This window comes from Streptomyces sp. NPDC059373, assembly GCF_042751495.1.
GTDB lineage: Bacteria > Actinomycetota > Actinomycetes > Streptomycetales > Streptomycetaceae > Actinacidiphila.
The window spans coordinates 125,684-145,804 of record NZ_JBHYXC010000011.1 but is presented as its reverse complement, the minus strand read 5'-3'; the positions used below and the strand labels follow the sequence as shown (position 1 = coordinate 145,804).

The window sequence follows — 20,121 nt, the reverse complement described above, 5'->3', positions numbered from 1 at the left end:
GCTGAGTGACCAGGACACCTGTGCAGAGCCCGGCCGGCCGACCCGGACGCCCCAGCTACGACCGCGACTCGCTGCTGGAAGTCGCCGTCGTGGTCTTCAACGAGCGCGGCTACGACGGCACCGGCATGGAGGAGCTGGCCAGGCGGCTGGGCCTGAGCAAGTCGAGCATCTACCACCATGTCTCCGGCAAGGAGGAACTCCTCGAACTCGCGGTCGGTCGCGCCCTGGACGCGCTCTTCGCGGTACTCGACGAGGACCAGGACCCGGCCACCACGGCTACCGCCCGGATGAAGCACATCGTGCACCGCAGCGTCGAGGTCCTCGCCGCCGAACTGCCGTACGTCACCTTGCTGCTGCGCCTGCGCCTGCGCCTGCGCGGCAACAGCGACGTCGAACAGCGGGCGCTCGCACGGCGCCGTGAGTTCGACCACCGTGTCGCCGAGCAGATGGCCCGAGCGGCAGCCGAAGGCGGCATACGCCACGACATCGACCCGCACCTCGCCAGCCGACTGCTGTTCGGGACCGTCAACTCTCTCGTGGAGTGGTACCGCCCCGACCGCGGCCTGCCCGTGGCGACGCTGGCGGACACCCTGACGGCCATCCTCTTCGACGGCCTGTACGGGCGGCCGGCGCGCTGACCCGGCATGGTGCTGGACGTGGCGGCAACGGTCGTCACGTGCAGTCGGGCAGCACCTCGTTGACACGTTTGAAGCCGGACTCCCAGATCCGGTCGAGTTCCGCGAAGTCCGCGTCGGCCACGGTGCCCTGGGCGCTGGTGACGAGCGGAAAGCGGCTCAGTATGACCTTGGTGACGATGTTCGTACGGTCCCAGGTGCGGACGAAGCCCGCCCCGTAGTACTCGGAGAACTCGCCGTCGAACTGGGGGTACACCTCCACGAACACGTTGGCTTCGTCGGCCACCTTGCGGCTGACGACGGTCAGCGCCTCATGGCGCACAAACGCCTCCACCGAGTACCTGTGGGTGAGACCGCCGTCCGCCGGGACGTCGATTTCCACCGCCAGGGATCTGACGTGCGCACTCAGATGGAACGGGTACTTCTCGTACCGCCAGACGTTCTGTCCGCGCAGGGTGGTGACGAAGTAGTGGTGCCACAGCTGCCGCGCCGACGCCAGGCGCGTGTTGTCCGAGCGCAGTTCGCTGGTGAGCGAATCGTCCAGCACGCTGGTGATGTGGGCGAGGGCCTCCCGGTCCGACGCCCTGGCGACCATGATGCTGATCACCGCGCCGACGATCCCGCCGCCGATGGCGGTGAGCACCCCGGACACCTCTTGATTGGGCAGTGAGATCTTCCCGTCGTTCCCGGCCGCTGCCGCCGCGAAAGCCACTCCGAAACCGGTCGTCACGACACCCAGCGCCAGAATAAGCCATGACCGCATACCACTTCCGGTGCCGGGACTTCTGCTTCCGGTGGTAATTTCCGCCTCCCCCTGTGGCCGGTGATTCAGTCCTTGGACGGTGCGGACAGTGCGAGGCTCATGAGAATGCGGTCGCGTCCCTCTCCGTAGTACCCGGGCTGGAGTTCGTCACCGGTGAATCCGTAGGAGGTGTAGAGATGGCGGGCGGCGTGGTTGTCGGGGCGTACCACGAGATTCATCCGCCGGGCCCCGGAGTTCCGGATGTGGAGAACGGCGGCATGCAACAGGGCCCGTCCGCACCCCTGTCCCTGAAACGCCGGCAGGACGGCGAGCGCGAGCAGCAAACCCGTGTCCTCCTGCGCGCTGAGGACGGGCAGCGCATAGCCGCACAGCACTCCGGAGCGCTCCAGGAGCAGGAAGTCGCGGCGATGGGCGTCGAACAACTGCCGCAGGAAGAAGTAGGGATACCCTTCGATCTCGCCGAAGGACTCGTGATCGAGTCGGTAGAGCTGCGGAAGATCTTTTTCTTCGGGAGTGCGGAATCGATCTTGCCCGCTGGCCGACACGCTTGGGGGCAAAGGCGTGATCCTTCATGCGCAGGTTTGGTACTGGTGCACGTAAAATAGCACCGCAGTAAGGGAGTTGATAGTACTCTCTGTCTTCCAGGCTTGGGATTTCTCCGGGGAGACGCATGGCAGAGAACGCTGCGTACCGCTGGGAACTGTTCGACTCGGAGGAGTACCTGGAGCAGAACTACGTCCCCTTCCTCGATGTCGACCGGCGGATTCTGCAGATCGTTCGCGACTTCTTCTCCGGGCACTCCTTCCCGTCGCGGACGCGGGGCGTGGACGTCGGCACCGGAACCAACCTCTACCCCGCTCTCGCCATGCTTCCCTTCTGCGCCGGGATCAGCCTGCTGGAGTACGCCCCGACCAACAGGAAGTGGCTCAGCGGCCAGCTCGACGCGGACCCGGCGGGCGGGGTCGGGTTCCGAGGGGTCTGGGACAAGTTCTGGGACGTGCTCACCGAGCAGGAGACGTACCGGAAGGTGGCCGACCCATGGGAGCGGCTGTGCAGCCGCACCGAGGTGCGGGAGTGGGACATCCTCCACCTGGCCACCGAGGAGAAGTGGGACGTCGGCACGATGTTCTTCGTCGCGGAGTCGATGACCACCATCCGCGACGAGTTCAACGCCGTCCTGAAGAATTTCTGCGGTCTGCTCAGGCCGGGCGCCCCCTTCGCTGTCACATTCATGGAGAACTCGTCCGGATACGATGTCGGCGGCCAGCACTTTCCCGGATTCGCCGTAGGAGTCAGGGAAATACGTAAAGCGCTGAAGGGGCTCGGAAAAGACTTGGAGTTTCATTCCTTCGATGTCGGTTCGGAACCGCTCAGGGATGGCTACACCGGAATGATCCTGGTGCACGGCTTCGTGAAGTAGAAACGGTTGGGGGGGCCGGTTCGGCGTGATTACTCAGCCTCGGCGCAGGTTGCTCGATGTGTGGCGGTCGATTTTGCGCTGTTCCCTGGTGGGAGGGGACTGGACCAACACCGGCCGGGACGGCGGAAATTCGATAAGCGACGCCGAGCAGCTCGTCTGCCTGCTCTACCCGGCCTTCAAGATTCCCGGTCTCGGCATCTCGCGACCGGACGCCACAGAGCCGGACGTTCACGAGGCGCTCTCGGCGCTGGGCGACTGGACGGGGGCACCCAGGGCCATGACCGAAATCCTCACCAGCTACCTGGCCAGGTACTCCGCGGCCGACGGCCGGCCGATCTTTCCGGCCGGAGGCTACGTCCGGTCGCTGTCGCCGGAGACTGCGCCGACCAAGGAGCAGACCGGGCTGGAAACAGTCGAGGCGTTCTCGATCTCGATCACTCTTTCCCTTTCCGCGTTGGCATTCGTCAAGGAATTCGCGGAGCAGGTCCGGGGCCCGGAACTCTCCACCATGCTGCGGGAGCTGGAAGGCGCGCTGTCCCGCCGGCTGACCCACGCGATGCGCGGGCTGCTGGACAGCTTCACGGTGGACGTCTTCCCCGAGGACTCCCCGCAGGGCGACATGCTCTACCACACCATCAACCAGAGGCGTCAGCCGCGCACCATGCTCTTCGAACGGCTGAGGCGCGACCTCCAGCCGACCCGGGCCGGCCTGCGCGGGTTTCCCCGGCTGCCCGAACATCTCGACTCCCTGCTGGATGACGAGTCGCGCCTGTTCCAGTGCGGCTGGTCCTGGGGGCCGGTGGGCACCGGTGCCCACGACGACCAGCCGCCCGTGGCCGACTCCAGCCCTTCCCTGTACTTCACCGCCGTGGCGATGGACGGCATCGTCGACCTCCTGTCGGACCAGACGCTGAGCCGCGGCCTGGTGGCCGCCGACCAGCAGCGGGACGCCGCCGACCTCGGGACGTGCTGGCGGCTGACGCAGAACTACTGGACGGCGCTGGCCCGGTACGGCTCCGGGAAGTGGCCCCTGGAGGACGTACCGTGGCGCACGGTCGGCGGCGAGGAGAACGACTACACGACGCTGCAGGTGGCCTCCGTGGTCGTGCACAGCCTCATGCGCTACCGGGGCATGGGCGACATGGTGCTCGGCGACGACCTGACGCCGCTGGTCGACGTACTGGAGGAGCTGGCCGCCCGCGGCGGCATCACGCGCAGACCGGTGGCCGGCAGCAGGGTCTGGGACCTGCACGACCCCGGAGTACTGGTGCCGCTGCCCGGCAGCGAGCGCTACGGCTCACCGACAGGCTGGCTCGCCTCGGACTACGCGCCGATGCTGCTCAAGCGCATGTTTCAGGTCGCCGGTCTGGCCCAGGACCTGCATCAGCGGGACCGGCTGCTGTCGGCGGCGGACGAGTTGATGGAGCACCTGTGGCAGCGGAGGATGACCCGGGGACCCGCAGCGGGACTCTGGGACGCACCCGGCCTGGTCTACGCCCCGCACACGACGAAGAGCCCGACGGCTCCGTCCTGGTACCTGACCGAACGGGTCGTGGAGGTGCTGGTCGTCGCGGCGACGACGGTCAGCGCACCACCCGCCCGTAGCCGGTTGCTCTTCGAGACCGCGACCGAACTGCTCCGGGAGGCCGAACACCTGCTGGCGCAGGAGATGATGCTCCGGCCGGTCAGCGGGTCCTCGACCGACGGCCTGCTCGGACAGATCGAGATCAGCCTGCGACGGGCCCGGGACGTCGTCGAACTCCTGCCCGGTGTCGCCTGCGTCCGCGCCCAGCAGGCGCTGCGGGAACTCGACGAGCTGGCGCACGCCAGGTCCAGGGCCGCAGGCGGAGGCTGACGCCGGTGATCGTCTTCGCGACCTCCGACAAGGGCGGCACCGGTCGATCGGTGACCTGCGCCAACATCGCCTATAGACGCGCGCTGACGGACGACGACGTCGCGTACGTCGACTTCGACTTCGGCTCCCCGACCGCGGCGGTGGTCTTCGAGGTGATCGCGGCCATGCGCGGGGTGGACAACCAGGGCGTCCACTCCTATCTGCAGGGGGACTCGGACGAGCCGACCCGGCTGGACGTGTGGTCCCAGACCGACCGGGAGGCCCTGCGGGGCGGCCCAGCAAACGCCGGCCGGCTCTGCCTGGTGCCGGGCGACCGCGGCGGTGGCGAGTTCGCCGTCAGGAAGGACGTCGTCGATCGGTGCGTGCGGCTGCTGACCCAGCTGCACGAGGAGTTCGACGTGACGATCGTGGACCTGAGCGCCGGCCGCTCCTACGCCATCGACATCGCACTGCAGGCCGCCGTCCGCCTCGAATCGCAGGGCATCGTGTCGCGCTGGCTCGTGTTCCACCGATGGACCCGCCAGCACATCGTGGCCACGGCGGGCCTTGTGCACGGTGAACGCGGGATTCTGAGTACGGGGCAGAACCGGGGCCACGACCGGGAGGCGCTGGCCGGCCGCATCCGATACGTGCGCGCCGCCGTGCCGGACATCGGGAGTCCGCACGAAGGCGCACTCGCCGAGTGGCTCAGAGTCTGCGACGAGGATCTGCACGAGCTGGCCGCCAAGAACAGACTCGGGCGGACCGTCAGGCTGGGGACGGTTCCGCTCGACCCGGTGCTGCAGTGGCGGGAGCAGCTCATCACCGACGCGGACGTGGCGAATCCGCCGGTCGCCAACAGGCGTACCGCGGAGGCGTTCCGGGACCTGGCCGACGCGCTGACGGACGACCGCCGGTGGGAGACGCTGTGACGGACGGCGCGGCCGGTGGCGGCGACGCGAGCCCGGGCTCCCAGAAGGACCCGGACTGGGTCTACCGCGAGTCGGCGGCCGAGATCCGGACCGAGGCGGTCCCGTACGCGCACCTTTCGGTGCAGCTGGGGCACCTGCACCGGGAGGACTTCGAGGCAGGCGCCGAGCGACTGCGCGATCACTTCGCTCAGGTCGGGCTCCTGGCCCGGGCAGCCATGACCCCTGCCGGCCGGAGCAGGCTCCGGGTGAGCACCTGTGTTCTCGTCGACGATCATCTCCCGCGTTTCTCCTCACCCGACGCGGTGGTCCAGTTGCTCAGGGACGCCACCGCCGGAGTGGGTCTGGAAGTCGACTACCTGATGCGGGAGTCGGGGTGCGACCAAGCGGAGGGTGTGGGAGTCGGCGCGCTGCTGCTGGGACGGCTGGTTCCCGAACCCGCGGTTGGGAGCACCGGCGCGCAGCCGCCGCCGGCGGAGCCCGACCGGCTGTCCAACGGCGTACGGTCGCCGCACTCGGGGGCGCCCGAGGCGATGTCCCCGGACCCGGAGTGGACTCCGCCGCTGGAAATCGGGGCGCGTCGGCACTCGGTGTTCCTCGACACCCGGCTGTGGCATGAGGACGCCGATGGGCGACGGCACTGGACGGCCCCGTTTCTCTCGGCGGTGTGGCAACTGCTCAGGCTCGGACTGCTGAGGAACCGGGGTGAAGCGGTGCTGCGGGCACGTCCGTGGAGCTGGGAGACACCACCCCGGGGCTGGGACGACCTGCCGCCGCTGGTGCAACTGAACCCCAGGGCTGCCCCGTTCTGCGCCTACCGCACGTTCTCGGTGCTGAGCGGCAGCGACCTGCCGGCGGCCCACGCGGTGCAGATCATCCTCGGGCACACGGCCGCCGATGCCGGGGCACTGCGGCAGGCGGCCGCACGCAGCACCGCCGAGGGCATCACGCTGCCGGTGGGCCTGGCCGAACGTGTCGAGTACGCCTCCGTCCCCGGACATCCGGCCGGCGGTGCGGCATGACGGGACAGGAGCCCGGCGGCTCGCTCATCGTGGTCGGCGAGGTCCGCACCGGTCTGGTGCTGAACTCCCACAGCATGCGGACCGCGTCGGTCGAAGCCCTGCTGGACATCGTCCCGGGTCAGCGGGTCCGCTCCTATCGGCGTCCCGTCCAGCGCTCGGTGTCCGCCGACCTCCTGCACGGAGTGGACTGCCCTGTCTTCACCGGATCGGGGGCCCGTACGCGCGGTATCGGGACACTCGCCGCCAGGGCCTGCGTCGTGGGCGGCCGGGTGCTCCAGGGGTCGACGCGCGCGGTACTCGCCAGGGGCGGTGAGCGGCGGCTGGCCTGGGCCCACTATCTGGAACGGCCCGGCGTCATCGAGGTGAGCGGGCGAGGCCGCGACGGGGACCTCCCCACGCGGTTCCTGGCGGGCGGCGGTCCCGGAGCGCTTGATCCCGGCGCCGTCAGCGAGTGGCTCACGGGCCGTGTCCAGAACTCCGCGTTGCTGGACCACAGGCCCGCCTTCCGCGCACGGCGCTCGCGCCTGCGCTGGTCCGCGTGCCTCGCAGGAGACCGTTTCGAAGGCGCCTTCACGCTGGTGGACGACGAGCTGCGCACCCTGCGTCTGTCCGTCCCGCCGCACCTGCACGCCGACCCCGAGGAGCTCACCGCGCTCTGCGAGGACCTGGCCCTGCACGACTGGTTGCTCGGCACGGTCGCCTCGGTGGCCGACCGGGCCTGCACCGGCAGCGGCAGCGGGGCCGCGCTGCGACGCCTGCGTCCGGCCATCGACCACCTCGTCCATCTGTGGATGCCCGGGGCCGCCGTCGCCTCCGGGCTCCTGGACGCCTGGGACCTCCTCGAGTCCTGCCCTGGCCTGACCCGCCAGTGGGACGCCTGCGTCAACCGCATCCGCGACCACATGGCGCTGCGCGCGCTGGAGATGATGGCCGAGCCCCCGGGTCAGGCCGATGACTGAGGCGGCCGATCAGCCCGCTCCCACAGGGGTCCCGCGTAGAAAACGTAGGAAGCACGGTCGGGGATCCCGTCCGGCACCGCGATTCCCTCGTGGGCGGAGCAGTCGGCGACCTGCCGGGCCGGGCCCGGGTCGGCGTCGAAGTGGTCGAGGATGACCCGGACGGCGTGCTCGACGGGCAGGAAACGGACGGGCAGTACCGAGCAGGTGCCGTACGCGGAGAAGGGTGCGGCGGAGGCGTTGAGCTGGATGAGCGGCGGCAGGTCGTCCCAGTCTGCCGGGAATCCTCCGCCCGGCCGGGGACGGGGCTGGAGTACGGGCTCACCGCGGTGGCGCAGCAGGCCGAGGCGGGCCAGTTGCCAGACCGCGGCAAGGAAGGCGCAGGACCACGTCCGGCGGCCGTCCTGGTCGTCGCGGAGTTCGACGTCCAGGAAGACGGGGTGGCGGCGCGCGGGATCCTCCTCGGGCGGCTGCCAGGAAGGGACGGTGGCCATGGCCGCCGGCGTGGCCGTGCCCGGGGTGCGTTCGCGGTTGGCGAGCCAGCCGGTCTCCCTGGCCGGCGGCCGGGAGCCGTCGCTGCCGGGAGGCGGTGATTCGACCAGACGGCGTTCCACGGCCGCGGCGACGTCGATACCGTCGGCGACGGCGCAGCCGGACTCACGGGCCAGATAGTCGATGGTCAACCCGGCCCGCCCTGCCTCCGCGAGGAGCATCGGTACCAGGTCGGCGGGCGAGGAGAGGCGGGCGAAGTAGTCGTCGATGAGGAAGCAGGTGCTGACCCTGGGCTGCCGGCCGCGCGTCGCGGCCGCTGCGCGTACCGCGTCCGCCCAAGGCCGTACCCGTGCGAAGTGTTCGCGCAGCCGCTCCGGTCCGGCTTCGAAGTCCTCCATGTACAGATGGCCGAGTTCGAGGGAGAGGTGGGCGAGCGGCACGGACCGGGTGCGGGGCTCCGCGGTGGTCTCCCGGAACACGGCTCCGGGTGTCGTTCCGGGGTCGGTCACGGGCAGCCCCGTTCACGAGGTACACGCACCTGTTGCGCGCGTATGCCCCGATCCTCGCGTGCGTGGTTGCCTAAGACAAGGCAGCGAAGGCGCCACCGTGGCTCCAGCCCTTGAGGAACAGGGTCGGCGTGGCGACGAAGGGTAACTCCCGTTTTGAGCCGAGGAGTTCAGGATCGTCGGCGACGGGTTTCGGACAGGGCGGGAACGGCGGGTCCGGGCTCTTTCACTCCAACTGGTCGACTGGAACCATGTCTTCACGTTCACGAACGCAATTCATAGATGTGAACAGCCGGTACGTACCCGCAACCGGAAGGCAGTCACCCATGAGACGACGTCAGTTCCTCGCCGCCAGTGCCGCCCTGGCGGCTCCCCTGTCCGCCTGGTCCCCCGCGAGCGCGGCCGCCGCCGCCCGGCTGCCCACCCGCGCCGACGTGGTGTCCGTACTCCGTCTGGTCGCCGACCACTGGATCGGCGCGAACACCGACCCGGGTGACAACCAGTGGGCCCGAGCCACGTTCTTCAGCGGTCTCATGGCGCTCCACCGCCTCACGGCTGAGCCGCGTTACCTCACCTACGCCCGCGGCTGGGCGGAGAAGCATTCCTACGGGCTGAACGGCGGCGTCACCACCCGGCACGCGGACAACCACTGCGCCGGGCAGACCTACCTGGACCTGTATGCGATAGAGCCCGAGCAGGCGAAGATCGCGGCGATCGAGCAGTCGTTGCGCGGCATGATCGCCGCACCGGACGGATACGACGACTGGACGTGGTGCGACGCTCTCCACATGGCCATGCCGCCGTTCGCCCGGCTCGGCGTGCTGCGCGGCGAAGCCGCCTTCACGGACACCCTGCACGGCCTGTACACCCACACCAAGAGCGCGGAGGGCGGCCCGGGCCTGTACGACACGGGCAGCGGCCTGTGGTACCGCGACGCGCGGTTCCTGCCCGGCGGGATCACCTCGCCCAACGGCCTGCCGGTGCTGTGGTCCCGCGGCAACGGCTGGGTGGCGGCGGCCCACGTGAAGGTGCTGGGCGCCCTGCCCGCGACCCACCGGGACGCCCCCGAGTACCGCCGTACGCTGACCGCCGGGCTCACGGCGCTGCGTAAGGTCCAGCGCACGGACGGCTTCTGGAACGTCAACCTCGCCGACGCCGCCCACCTGCCGGGCCCCGAGACCAGCGGTACCGCGTTCTTCGCCTACGCCACGGCCTACGGCATCCGAACCGGTCTCGTCACGGCCGCGCAGTACCAGCCCGTCGTCGCTGGCGCCTGGAACGGTCTGGTGACGAAGGCGGTCCACTCGGACGGGTTCCTCGGCTACGTACAGAACGTCGGTGACCGGCCCGAATCGAGCCAGCCGGTGACCTACAACAGCACCGCCGACTTCGGCGTCGGCGCGTTCCTGCTGGCCGGTGTCGAAGTGGCGGCACTGGCCGGCGCGTAGGACCACCACACAGGACCGCGGTGCCCCCGTCGAACCTCCCCCGGCGGGGGCGCCGCTCCAAGGGAGCGGATTCTAGAGTGCGGACGGCGGTCCGCGTGGATCTTTCGCACAATGCCGCGCGGACGATATTCCCGGGCGACAGTAAGAGGGCAGTCTTGCCTTCATGAGCACATCATTGACGATGCGTGCGGTCGGCCAGGACGTCCTCGGGGGCCCCGAGGTGCTGAAGGTGGTCGAGGTCGACCGGCCGGAGCCAGGGTTCAGCCAGCTGCTCGTCAGGGTGCACGCCGCGGGCCTCAATCCGGCCGACTGGAAGCACCGGGCCCTACGCCTGCTCGGCGAGCCACCGCACACCCTCGGCTGGGACGTTTCCGGCGTCGTCGAAGCGGTCGGGCGGGGCGTCACCCTCTACCGGCCCGGCGACGAGGTGTTCGGCATGCTGCCCTACCCGTACGGCGTCGGCTCCCACGCCGAGTACGTCACCGGGCCGACCCGCGCCTTCGCCCTCAAGCCGCCCTCCCTCGACCACGTACAGGCCGCGGCCCTGCCGCTGGCCGCCCTGACCGCCTGGCAGGCCCTGGCCGAGACCGTCGACCTCCGCCCCGGCCAGCGGGTCCTCATCCACGCCGCCGCCGGCGGGGTCGGTCACCTCGCGGTGCAGATAGCCAAGGCCCGGGGCGCGTACGTCGTCGGGACGGCCAGCGCGCCGAAGCACGACTTCCTGCGGGCGCTGGGCGTGGACGAGGTCATCGACTACCGCGCCACCGACTTCGCCGAGGCCGTCGGCGACATCGACGTCGTCCTCGACACGCTCGGCGGCGACAACTGCAGCCGCTCCCTGCGCGTTCTGCGCAGGGGCGGCACAGTGGTGTCCATCCTGTCCCTCGGCCAGCCCGACCTCACCGAAGTGGCCTCGCGGCGCGGCGTACGCGTGGAGCGCATGCTCGTCGAGCACGACCACGGCGGCATGAAGGCCATCGCGGACCTGGCCCGCGCGGGCAAACTGCGCGCCGCGGTCGCCGACACCTTCACCCTCGACGAGGCGGCCAAGGCCCACGAACTCGGCGACTCGCACCGTACGACCGGCAAGCTGGTCCTCGTCATGCGCTGATGCGCTGCTGACGCGAGCGGCGGTACGTCACCCGGTTCACGGGGTCGCGGTGGAGCCGCCCTTCGGGCCGTAGGCGGTCAGGAAGCGGTCGCGGAAGCTGTCCATCCGCCAGACGGGGGCCTTGGCGTCGGGCTGCAGGCCGTCCTGCCAGTTCCAGGTGGAGATCCGGTCCAGCACGGCCGGGTCGTGGGCGACGATCGAGATCGGTACGTCCCGGCTGGCGTTGTCGCCGACGACCGTCGGGACGGGCTGGTGGTCGCCGAGGAAGACGAGCACGGTGTTCTTGTCGCCGTACTTCGCCACGTAGTCGATGAGGCTGTTCAGCGAGTACTCGATGGCCCGCCGGTACTCGTTCTGCACCTTCTTGGGGTCCTTCCACACCTCCTTGGGGTCCTTGCCCGCCGCCTTGATGGCGTTGAAGATCGTGCCGTCACCCAGCTGGTCCCAGCCGACCGTTTTGGCGATGGGTGCCCAGGGGTTGTGGCTGGAGGCCAGGATGATCTGAGCCATCAGCGGCTCGTGGTTCTTCTTGCCGTGCTCCAGGCGTTCGAAGGCCGCCAGGCTGAACTGGTCGGGCACGGGCGTCCAGCTGAAGTACGGGCCCTTGTATCCGAGGTGCGTGGAGTCGTAGATGTGGTCCAGGCCGAAGAACTTCCCCTCCGGCCACGCCCGTCGGACGCCGGGCACGATGCCGACCGTCCGCCAGGCGCCGGTGCGCTGGAAGGCGCTGGTGAGGGTCATGCGGTTGCTGTTGGTGAGGCTGCGGTAGCGCTGCTGGTTGTCGATCCACAGGCCCGACCCGAAGGTGGAGTGGGCCAGCCAGCTGCCGGCGCCCGTGACCGGCGACTTGAGCCAGGCGCTGCGGGAGGAGAACCCGGCCTTCTTCAGCCGGCTCGTCCCGTTCGCGAGCACCTTGTCGACCGACGCCGCCATCACCGGGTCGTCCAGGACCGCGTTGCGGCCGTAGCTCTCGATGAAGGTGAAGATCACGTCCTTGCCGCGCAGCCCGGTCAGCAGCTGGTTCGGCGGGGTCTTGCTGAAGGCGTCGACGGAGGCCTGCTGGGCGAACACGCGCTCGTCGTTGATGCTCGCGTTCACCTGCTTCACACGGTTGTCGACGAACTGCGTGAAGCCGCTGGTCGCGATCGGCACGCCCGCGACCTGCGCGCCGAGGGCGGCGCAGGCGACCCAGGTGGTCCCGAGCACCAGGAGGCCACGGGTCGCCGCGGTGCCGTGCCTGGCCATGAGCCGGCTCAACCGGAGGACCGCCAGCGTCATGACGACGGGTAGGGCAAGGGCGAGGATCACGACGCCGACCACGGCGGCGATCGCGCCGGCCTGGCCGACCGACTCCTTGACGAACTCCTCGGCGTTGGCGAGCAGGACCCAGTCGAGAACGAGGTCGAAGGGCCGGACGAGAATCGAGTAGAAGCCCATGTCGAGGAACTTCAGGATGGTCAGCAGGCCGAGGACCGTCCCGCCCAGCACCGCCGCCACCCGCCTCACCTTCGGCGGCAGAACGAGCAGCACGGCGGCGCCGAGGACCCCCTCCACCGGTATGCGCGCGAACGAGGCGGGCGTGATGTGGGAGAGCCGGTTCGGCACGAGGATCGCGCCGAGCACCAGCACGCCGGCCAGAACCGTGGTCACCCTCGCCATGGTCTGCGCCGCGGCCGGGTGCCTGCCTCGCCAACCGCCTTGTGCGGCAGCCCTGTCGGTGACGGCCTCTTCGGTGACGGCCTCTTCGGTCTCTTCGGTGACGGCCTCGTCCGGCTCTTGTGCGATGACCCCGTCCTGGTCGTCAGGAGCAGTGTCGTCCGGCGTCGGGCCTTCTTCCGTGGTCGCCTCGTCCGTATCCGGCAGCCGACGAGAGCGCGTGATGAACGACAATGCGAGATCCTTCCCTGCGAAGCCCGGTGCGGCGCGGCGGACCAGGCTCGCGAAGTCGGGGCCGCCACCATCCGGTACGGCTCGCCGGTGGCTTCAGTTCAATCACCGGCGATAGATCGTGATCGAGTGGCCGACCTCGTCGATCGGCTTGCTGCTGTCGATCAGCGCTGCCAGCCGCCCCTCGGCCTTGGCGACCGCGGAATCCGATACGACGAGCACCCCGTGGACCTCGCTCGTGGACACCGTGCGCGGGTCGGACGCCTCGATGCCGTAGGAGGACGGCACGCCGCTGCCCTTGTAGACCAGCCAGATCCTCTCGCCCTGGTACCGCTGCCGGAGCCGGTCCGCCAGCCGCCCCAGGTCCTGACCCCAGTCGACGTTCGAGTCGTGCAGGCGCAGATGGGTCTTCGACGGCCCGCCGAACGCCTCGTTGGAGTACGGCAGGTAGTACGGGTACGTACGCAGCGAGCTCACCGCGACGAACAAGACCAGCGCCGCCGTGACGACACGCGCCCACCGCCATCGGACCGCGACCACACCGGCCGCCCCGACCGCCAGGAACATCGGAACGAAGAGGGCATACCGCACACCGAGGTTGCGGGACCCGGTCATGGCCGAGGCCAGCAGCACGGCTGTGGGGACGAGCACGTACGGTGCCGCGGGCCGAAGCCGGGGAAGCGTCACGAGCGCGACGGCCCCGGCCGCCCACAGCGCGAGCATGCCCAGCGGCGTCTTCACCAGCAGCGCGGCCGGCAGGTAGTACCAGAGCGAACCGTAGTAGTGCCGGCCGAACAGGAAACTGCTCCACGTCGCGTCCTCGAAGCCGAACTGGACGCGCATCCCGTCCAGGTACGGCTGCGGGAACGGCAGCCAACCGACGGCAAGCGCGCGCAACCCGTGAACGGCCGGCAGGTTCGCGGGCGCCGTCCACCGCAACCGGGGATCGACGGCGAGGTAGGCGGCCCACACCACGGCGACCGCGACCAGCGCCACGCCGACCGCCGCCGCCACGCCGAGCGCGAGTAGCGCTCTGCGCTCCGGCCCCCGGGTGCCGAGGCCGTGCCTCCGGCGGGCGTGCCGGACCGACAGGACGGCCAGCAGCATCAGCACCGGAACCGCAGGCAACGCGCTCATCTTCGTGGCCACGGCCGCACCGAGCGCCACCCCGGCGGGCGGGAGGTAGCGGAGCGGCCGCAGCCGTGCCCGCCACAGCAGCCAGACCGACGTCAGCAGGAAGCCTGCCTCCGGTACGTCGAGCGTGGCCAACGACCCGTGCGCGATCATGTCCGGCGAGAACGTGTACAGGGCGAGCGCCACCAAGGCGCCCCCGGAGCCGACGAGGTCCCGGGCGAACGCGAGGACCACCAGCCCGAACAGCAGCGTCAGCACGATCACCGGCAGTCGCGCCAGCAGCATCAGCCGCCCCGGATCATTGCCCGACTCGTACAACAGATGCCGCCCGAGCGCCGTTTGGTCGCCGACGAAGGCGGGGTCCAGGCGCGGGTGGGCGAACGCCACCCCGCTCGCGATGATCAACTTGCCCAGCGGCGGATGCTCGGGGTTGTAGCGAAGGCTGTGCTGCTGCACGTAGACCACCGCCGTGCCCACGTACACCGGCTCGTCGATGGTCGGCGTCTGCTCCACGGCCGTCGTCACCATCGCCGCCGCCATCTCGGCGAGCAGCGCGACCACCGCGAGCGCGAACAGCCACCGCCGGTGCCGCCTCAGCCACGCGAATCGGCCCGGCGACCTACCGGCGGCCCCGGAAACGCTGTCGATGACGGCCGCCCCTTGCATGGCAACAGACCATAGAGCCCGTCACCCGATCAGGGGGTTGCTTGGGCGGTAATCGCAGTTGACCGAACCTGATGCGTGCGATTTCCTGTCCCGGTGTCCAACCTCCGCATTGCCCGCGTGGACGACGACGATGCCATGCTTCAGGACTGGCGTTACGTCCACAACCTGATCATCCCCACCGCCGTCCTGTCCCTCGACGAGGTGCGTGAGCGTGCGCAGCGCAACCGGCTGGACGTCGCGTATCTCGACGACGTCCTCGTCGGCTGCATGACGGTACGCCCCCCCACGAGCGACGACCCGTCGACGGCCACCGTGAACGCCCGAGTGCTGCCCGCCCACCGCGGGCAGGGATTCGGCGGAGAACTCTACGAACAGGGCCTGGCACAGGCCCGAAAGCTCGGCGCCGACGTGATCGAGACGGTGGTCCTGGCATCCAACCCGGACGGACTGCGGTTCGCGCAGAGGCATGGATTCGTCGAGGTCGAGAAGTACCTGCTGCCCGGCGACACCGTGCCCTGGTTCACGCTGAGGCTGATGTGTCGATGACGCAGAAGCGATTGCCCTCGGGATCGGCGAGCACGACGAAGTCGGCGTCGTCCCGATAGAGGTCCCAGTCGACGCGCTGGGCGCCCAGCGACACCAGCCGCTCGACCTCGGCGGCCTGGGCGGCCGCGTCCCCCGCGTACAGATCCAGATGGACCCGCGGATGCTCCTGGAGCGGCGTCTCGCTGAGGCCGAGCGCCAGCTGCACGCCGGGCCGCCCGTCCGCCGGCACCAGCAGCGCCCAGTCGTCCTCCATCTCCTCGCGCGGGACGTATCCCAGAGCCTCCATCCAGAAGGCGGCCGCGCGCGGCACATCCGAGACGCCCATCACCACAGACCCGATTCTCAGCATGCGCCGATTCTGGCGGACGCGGGCGTCGCCGTGCCCTGGTAACGTTGGCGGCATGAAGCGCGCCGCTATGACGACGACGCCGGAGAGTGTCCCGGCGCGCTGACAGCTGTCTCAGTCCGAAGCCCCGGGGCGAGTGCCCCGGGGCTTCGTCTTGCGGTCACTCGCCTCGCCCGACATCCGCCGCGAGGAGATCGCCATGCATGACCACCGCAAGCTCGGCCGCGAGCTCGGCCTGTTCGACACCGACCCCCTGATCGGCGCGGGACTGCCGTACTGGCTGCCCGACGGCGCGACCGTACGGCACACCCTGGAGGAGTACATCCGCACCGCCGAGCGGCGCGCGGGCTACCGGCACGTGTACTCGCCGGTGCTCGGCAAACGCGAGCTGTACGAGATCTCCGGGCACTGGTCGCACTACAGCGACGACATGTTCCCCCCGATGGATCTCGGCGGCGAGCAGGTCGTCCTGCGCCCGAGCCTGTGCCCCCACCACGCCCTGATCTACCGCTCCCGCTCCCACAGCTACCGCGAACTTCCCCTGCGCATGGCCGAGTTGGGCGGCATGTACCGCTCCGAACTGTCGGGCGTGCTCGGCGGACTGACCCGCGTCCGGGCCATCCAGCTCAACGACGCGCACATCTTCTGCACCCTGGACCAGGCCGCCGACGAGGCACGGTCCGCCCTGGAGATGATCCGCCAGGCGTACGAAGCGCTCGGCATCAGCCCGACCCGCTACCGCCTCTCCCTCCCCGGCCCCGGCGGGAAATACGTCGCCGCCCCCGAGCTGTGGCAGCGAGCCACCGCCCTGCTGACCGACGTCCTCGACCGCTCCGGCCTGCCCTACGAGGCCGCCGAGGGCGAGGCCGCCTTCTACGGCCCCAAGATCGACGTCCAGGTCACCGACGGCGCCGGCCGGGAGTCCACCCTGTCCACCGTCCAGGTCGACTTCCACCAGCCCGAGCAGTTCGACCTGCACTACATCGGCGCGGACGGCGCGAAACACCGCCCCGTCATGGTCCACCGCAGCATCATCGGCAGCGTGGAACGAGCCGTCGCCCACCTCATCGAACACCACGCCGGCGCCTTCCCCGCCTGGCTCGCCCCCACCCAACTCATGATCCTCCCGATCTCCGACGCCGAGCTCCCCAACGCCGCGGCCCTCGCCCGCCACTGCGCCACCCTCGGCCTCCGCGCCGACACCTCCGCCCCCGACCGCGGCACCCTCGGCGCCCGCATCCGCGACGCCCGCCTCGTCCCCTACCAAGCCGTCATCGGCCCCAAGGAAGCCGCCTCCGACCACATCGCCCTCCGCCTCCGCGACGGCCGCCGCCTCGACCCACAACCCGCCCCCGACGCCCTCACCCGCATCCGCGCCCTCATCGACACCCACAGCACCGCCCTCTGGGACCACCCGGCCGAGCACTGACGACCAGGAACGGCGGCAGCCCGGCCCGCAACGGCTGCTCGGCAACCACCCGAGCGTCCGGGGCCGGCTCTGCCACACCCTCGATCGTGAACCCCTGCTCGACCAGCACCGTCATGTAAGTGGAGAGCGTCCGGTGCTGGTTCCCGGCCCGACGGGCCCCTTCCGGGTTGGCCGACCGCCAGAATCCCTCGGCGAGGTAGTTGCCGACGATGCGCCCCGGCGTCCCGCCTCCGCGGTCGCCCCACTGTGCCTGCGGCGCCTCGAAGCACGGGTGCGGAACGGTGAAGACCAGATGCCCGTCGGGCGCCAGGACCCTCCGCACGGCAGTGACCGCAGCCGCCAGGTCGGGCACGTTGTTCAAGGACAGCCCAGCGGTCACCCACTCCACACTGCCGGTCGCGACCGTGGCCAGGGAGCACCCGTCGTCCACGGCATAGAGGGCGCCGCCAGGACCGGACTCCTCGGCGGCCCGGGCGTGGCCGATCATGCGAGGCGACGGGTCGATGCCGACGACGGCCCCTCCGCGGGCGGCCAGGGCCCGTGTGATGAGGCCCTCCCCGCACCCCAGATCCAGGATGCGCTGACCGCTCAGGTCGGCCGGAAGCTTGTCGAGCAGAACATCGCGGGCGAATTCGTGCATCGCGGAGCCGGTCCGCACCCGTTCCGCATACCAATCAGCGATCGTGTCCCAGGTCTCGGTCATCAAAACCGTCACGCTACTCGTTCGCCTCGCGGGCGCGGCTGATGGTAAAGTGACGCAATCCCTTACGCAGAGCGTGAGTTCGGCATTCGGCATCCGTACGCGGTTCCATCATCAGGCTCCAGGTCAACGACCTGGAGCCTTTTTGTTGTTCGGACCAAGCCGAAAAGATCCGGAGACCGAAGAGCATGGACACCGATGGATTTCCCCTTCAGTTCGCCCGAACCCGACGCTTCTCGCTCGGCATCCCGCGCGACTTCACCGTCTCACCGGACGGCGAGCGGGTGCTGTTTCTGCGGTCCGTGTCCGGGACCGATCCGCGGAACCTGCTGTGGATGTACGAGAAGGGAGAGGAGCGGATCCTCGCCGATCCGCCCGGGCTGGTCGCCTACGCGGCCGACCGGGAGGCCCGGGTCGTGGCCTACGCCGCGGACGGCGTGCTGTGGACCGTACGCACGGACGGTGGTGAGCCGCGCCGCGTCCCGAGCGCCGGGCCGGTGGACGATCCGCGCCCCTCTCCGGACGGGAGCCTGATCGCCTACGTCACCGGGGGCGCCCTGCACGTCGTACGCACCGACGGGACGCAGGACGTGGCGCTGGCCGAGCCCGAGGCCGACGAGGTCGGTTACGGCCTCGATGACAACGCGGCCACATACGTCGGCAGGTCGCGGGGCTACTGGTGGTCGCCGGACAGCGATGCGCTGCTGATGACCAGGGTCGACACCTCGATGGTGGAACGCCGTTACATCGGCGACCCGTCGGACCCCACTCAACCGCCCCGGTCGATTCGCTATCCGGCGGCCGGCACCGCCAACGCACACACCACGCTGCACCTGGTCACGACCGCCGGCGCTCGGACGCCCGTAAGGCTGCCGCGACAGGCACCAGACGCACCCGGCGCGTGGGGTCGCGCCTTCGAGTACGTCGTCAGGGCCGGCTGGCAGAGCGTCGGCCCGGTGGTGGGCATCCAGACCCGGGACCAGCGCACGATGTGGGTCGTGCGGGTCGACCCGGCGACCGGCGGCGTCGAACCGGTGTCCCGGCAGAGCGACGACGCCTGGGTGGAGTTCCCGCCCGGCGCCCCGCTGCACACCGCCTCCGGGGTGCCGGTGCTCCCGCACGTGCGCGGCGACGTGCGCACGATCCGGATCGGCAGCGCATTCCCGCCGCCCGAGTGGCACGTGCGCGAGGTACTGGGGGCGGTGGGGGAGCGGGTGCTGTTCACCGCGAGCGAGGAGCCGACGGAGGTGCACGTCTGGTCGTACGAACCGGGGCGCGGCTTCGAACAGCTGACGCGGGAACCGGGAGTGCACACGGCCGCCGCCGGAGGAGACACGCTCGTCCTGGACAGCAGCACACCGGAGGGGCACACCGTGACGGTGTTCCGGGGCGGGAAACCGGCGGGCCGGATCGCGGTCCTGGCGGAGCAGCCGTCGGTCCCGTCCCGGGAGGTGCACCTGGTGCTCGGGGAGCGTCAGTTGCGCAGCCGACTGCACCTGCCCTCCTGGTACGAGCCGGGCTCGGGAAAGCTGCCGGTGCTGCTCAATCCGTACGCCGGGCCCGGCATGCAGGTGGTGACCAAGGGGCACCGCTGGGACGCCGCGGTGTGCCAGTGGTACGCCGAGCAGGGCTTCGCCGTGCTGGCCACGGACGGCCGCGGGACGCCCGGGCGCGGGGTGCGGTGGCAGCGGGGCATCCGCGGCGACCGGCTCGCCCCCGTCCTGGCCGACCAGGTCGACGCGCTGCACGCCGCGGCCGAACGGTACGACGCGCTGGACCTGGACCGGGTGGGCATCCGGGGCTGGTCGTTCAGCGGCTACCTGGCGGCGGGCGCCGTCCTGCACCGCCCCGACGTGTTCCACGCGGCCGTCGCGGGCGCGCCGCCCACCGACCGGCGGCTGTACAACTCGTATTGGGAGGAGCGCTTCCTCGGGCACCCGGACCTCCACCCCGACAACTACGAGCGCAGCTCCCTGCTCCCGGTCGCCCAGCAGCTGACCCGCCCGCTGCTGCTCATCCACGGACTCCTCGACGAGAATGTGGCCCCCGCCCACACGCTGCGCCTCTCGGCGGCGCTGCTCGCCGCGGGCCGGCCGCACAGCGTGCTGCTGCTGCCCGGCGTGGGCCACCTCATCGCCCGGCCAGGGGTGGCGGACACCCAGCTGCGGGTTCAGCTGGACTTCCTCAGGCGCTCGCTGGGTGCAGGGAGCGCAGCCGGTCGACCAGCAGCCGGCTGACCTCGTCGCCACGATCCTTTGCCGCCGGTGGCCGGCAGCCGGGTCCAGGAACGATCGGCG

18 protein-coding genes are annotated in these 20,121 nt (G+C 70.3%); 11 read left to right on the top strand and 7 right to left on the bottom strand.

The genetic code is table 11. The features are described 5' to 3' along the window. The first annotated feature begins 5 nt into the window (after positions 1-5). Entirely contained in the window at positions 6-638 is a 633-nt protein-coding gene (locus tag ACFXJ5_RS18005; protein ID WP_384631444.1) for a TetR/AcrR family transcriptional regulator, read from the top strand. 34 nt (positions 639-672) lie between these two features. Here ACFXJ5_RS18005 and ACFXJ5_RS18000 read toward each other — a convergent pair whose 3' ends face one another. Further along, positions 673-1,365 carry a hypothetical protein gene (locus tag ACFXJ5_RS18000; protein WP_384631443.1) on the bottom strand — a complete coding sequence of 231 codons (693 nt, stop codon included), beginning with the start codon at positions 1,363-1,365 and terminating at the stop codon, positions 673-675. A 98-nt stretch (positions 1,366-1,463) separates the two neighbouring features. After that, on the bottom strand, positions 1,464-1,955 hold the full coding sequence (locus ACFXJ5_RS17995; RefSeq protein WP_384631441.1) for a GNAT family N-acetyltransferase: 492 nt from the start codon (positions 1,953-1,955) through the stop codon (positions 1,464-1,466). A 113-nt stretch (positions 1,956-2,068) separates the two neighbouring features. Between ACFXJ5_RS17995 and ACFXJ5_RS17990 the strand changes: the two genes are divergently transcribed. From ACFXJ5_RS17990 to ACFXJ5_RS17970, 5 genes are read left to right on the top strand one after another with little or no spacing between them, the layout of a single operon-like run. Continuing rightward, entirely contained in the window at positions 2,069-2,818 is a 750-nt protein-coding gene (locus tag ACFXJ5_RS17990) for an SCO2525 family SAM-dependent methyltransferase (protein WP_384631439.1), read from the top strand. Positions 2,819-2,843: 25 nt separating this feature from the next. Next, positions 2,844-4,673, top strand: coding sequence for an SCO2524 family protein (locus tag ACFXJ5_RS17985; protein WP_384631437.1), 1,830 nt, complete (start codon positions 2,844-2,846; stop codon positions 4,671-4,673). A 5-nt stretch (positions 4,674-4,678) separates the two neighbouring features. Next, positions 4,679-5,584, top strand: a complete 906-nt coding sequence (locus tag ACFXJ5_RS17980; protein ID WP_384631435.1) for an SCO2523 family variant P-loop protein — start codon at positions 4,679-4,681, stop codon at positions 5,582-5,584. Next, complete coding sequence (locus tag ACFXJ5_RS17975) at positions 5,581-6,603, top strand: SCO2522 family protein (RefSeq protein WP_384631433.1); 1,023 nt, start codon at positions 5,581-5,583, stop codon at positions 6,601-6,603. The genes ACFXJ5_RS17980 and ACFXJ5_RS17975 overlap by 4 nt, the downstream gene beginning before the upstream one ends. After that, positions 6,600-7,562, top strand: a complete 963-nt coding sequence (locus ACFXJ5_RS17970) for an SCO2521 family protein (protein WP_384631432.1) — start codon at positions 6,600-6,602, stop codon at positions 7,560-7,562. The genes ACFXJ5_RS17975 and ACFXJ5_RS17970 overlap by 4 nt, the downstream gene beginning before the upstream one ends. Here the strand turns inward: ACFXJ5_RS17970 and ACFXJ5_RS17965 are convergent. Next, complete coding sequence (locus tag ACFXJ5_RS17965) at positions 7,547-8,560, bottom strand: SCO2522 family protein (protein WP_384631430.1); 1,014 nt, start codon at positions 8,558-8,560, stop codon at positions 7,547-7,549. The two genes, ACFXJ5_RS17970 and ACFXJ5_RS17965, sit on opposite strands and share 16 nt — an antisense overlap. Before the next feature lie 323 nt (positions 8,561-8,883). Between ACFXJ5_RS17965 and ACFXJ5_RS17960 the strand changes: the two genes are divergently transcribed. Together ACFXJ5_RS17960 and ACFXJ5_RS17955 are read left to right on the top strand one after the other, a co-directional pair. After that, entirely contained in the window at positions 8,884-10,005 is a 1,122-nt protein-coding gene (locus tag ACFXJ5_RS17960) for a glycoside hydrolase family 88 protein (RefSeq protein ID WP_384631429.1), read from the top strand. A 163-nt stretch (positions 10,006-10,168) separates the two neighbouring features. Continuing rightward, positions 10,169-11,116, top strand: coding sequence for an NADP-dependent oxidoreductase (locus ACFXJ5_RS17955; RefSeq protein ID WP_384631427.1), 948 nt, complete (start codon positions 10,169-10,171; stop codon positions 11,114-11,116). A 36-nt stretch (positions 11,117-11,152) separates the two neighbouring features. Here the strand turns inward: ACFXJ5_RS17955 and ACFXJ5_RS17950 are convergent, their stop codons facing one another. Both ACFXJ5_RS17950 and ACFXJ5_RS17945 read right to left on the bottom strand, forming a co-directional pair. Continuing rightward, complete coding sequence (locus ACFXJ5_RS17950) at positions 11,153-13,006, bottom strand: sulfatase (RefSeq protein WP_384631425.1); 1,854 nt, start codon at positions 13,004-13,006, stop codon at positions 11,153-11,155. Between the two features lie 102 nt (positions 13,007-13,108). Then, positions 13,109-14,803, bottom strand: a complete 1,695-nt coding sequence (locus ACFXJ5_RS17945) for a glycosyltransferase family 39 protein (protein WP_384631424.1) — start codon at positions 14,801-14,803, stop codon at positions 13,109-13,111. A 117-nt stretch (positions 14,804-14,920) separates the two neighbouring features. Between ACFXJ5_RS17945 and ACFXJ5_RS17940 the strand changes: the two genes are divergently transcribed. Further along, positions 14,921-15,349 (top strand): GNAT family N-acetyltransferase, encoded by a 429-nt coding sequence (locus ACFXJ5_RS17940; protein ID WP_384631422.1) that lies wholly within the window; start codon positions 14,921-14,923, stop codon positions 15,347-15,349. Here the strand turns inward: ACFXJ5_RS17940 and ACFXJ5_RS17935 are convergent. Then, positions 15,324-15,698 carry a VOC family protein gene (locus ACFXJ5_RS17935; RefSeq protein WP_384631420.1) on the bottom strand — a complete coding sequence of 125 codons (375 nt, stop codon included), beginning with the start codon at positions 15,696-15,698 and terminating at the stop codon, positions 15,324-15,326. The two genes, ACFXJ5_RS17940 and ACFXJ5_RS17935, sit on opposite strands and share 26 nt — an antisense overlap. Before the next feature lie 151 nt (positions 15,699-15,849). On the opposite strand from ACFXJ5_RS17935, the gene thrS reads away from it, so the two are divergent. Next, a complete protein-coding gene (thrS, locus tag ACFXJ5_RS17930; protein ID WP_384631419.1) occupies positions 15,850-17,124 on the top strand; it encodes a threonine--tRNA ligase in 1,275 nt (424 codons plus the stop codon). On the opposite strand, the gene ACFXJ5_RS17925 is transcribed toward thrS, so the two are convergent. Further along, the gene (locus ACFXJ5_RS17925; protein ID WP_384631417.1) at positions 17,075-17,827 is read right to left on the bottom strand and encodes a class I SAM-dependent methyltransferase; all 753 of its coding nucleotides are present in this window, start codon (positions 17,825-17,827) and stop codon (positions 17,075-17,077) included. The two genes, thrS and ACFXJ5_RS17925, sit on opposite strands and share 50 nt — an antisense overlap. 185 nt (positions 17,828-18,012) lie before the next feature. On the opposite strand from ACFXJ5_RS17925, the gene ACFXJ5_RS17920 reads away from it, so the two are divergent. Continuing rightward, positions 18,013-20,061, top strand: a complete 2,049-nt coding sequence (locus ACFXJ5_RS17920; protein WP_384631415.1) for a prolyl oligopeptidase family serine peptidase — start codon at positions 18,013-18,015, stop codon at positions 20,059-20,061. Positions 20,062-20,121 lie beyond the last annotated feature (60 nt).

Coding starts and splice junctions, on each gene's coding strand:
- ACFXJ5_RS17990 (WP_384631439.1), top strand. CDS start 2,069: ATGGCAGAGAACGCTGCGTACCGCTGGGAACTGTTCGACTCGGAGGAG.
- ACFXJ5_RS17970 (WP_384631432.1), top strand. CDS start 6,600: ATGACGGGACAGGAGCCCGGCGGCTCGCTCATCGTGGTCGGCGAGGTC.
- ACFXJ5_RS17960 (WP_384631429.1), top strand. CDS start 8,884: ATGAGACGACGTCAGTTCCTCGCCGCCAGTGCCGCCCTGGCGGCTCCC.
- ACFXJ5_RS17955 (WP_384631427.1), top strand. CDS start 10,169: ATGAGCACATCATTGACGATGCGTGCGGTCGGCCAGGACGTCCTCGGG.
- ACFXJ5_RS17945 (WP_384631424.1), bottom strand. CDS start 14,803: ATGCAAGGGGCGGCCGTCATCGACAGCGTTTCCGGGGCCGCCGGTAGG.
- ACFXJ5_RS17935 (WP_384631420.1), bottom strand. CDS start 15,698: ATGCTGAGAATCGGGTCTGTGGTGATGGGCGTCTCGGATGTGCCGCGC.
- ACFXJ5_RS17925 (WP_384631417.1), bottom strand. CDS start 17,827: ATGACCGAGACCTGGGACACGATCGCTGATTGGTATGCGGAACGGGTG.
- ACFXJ5_RS17920 (WP_384631415.1), top strand. CDS start 18,013: ATGGACACCGATGGATTTCCCCTTCAGTTCGCCCGAACCCGACGCTTC.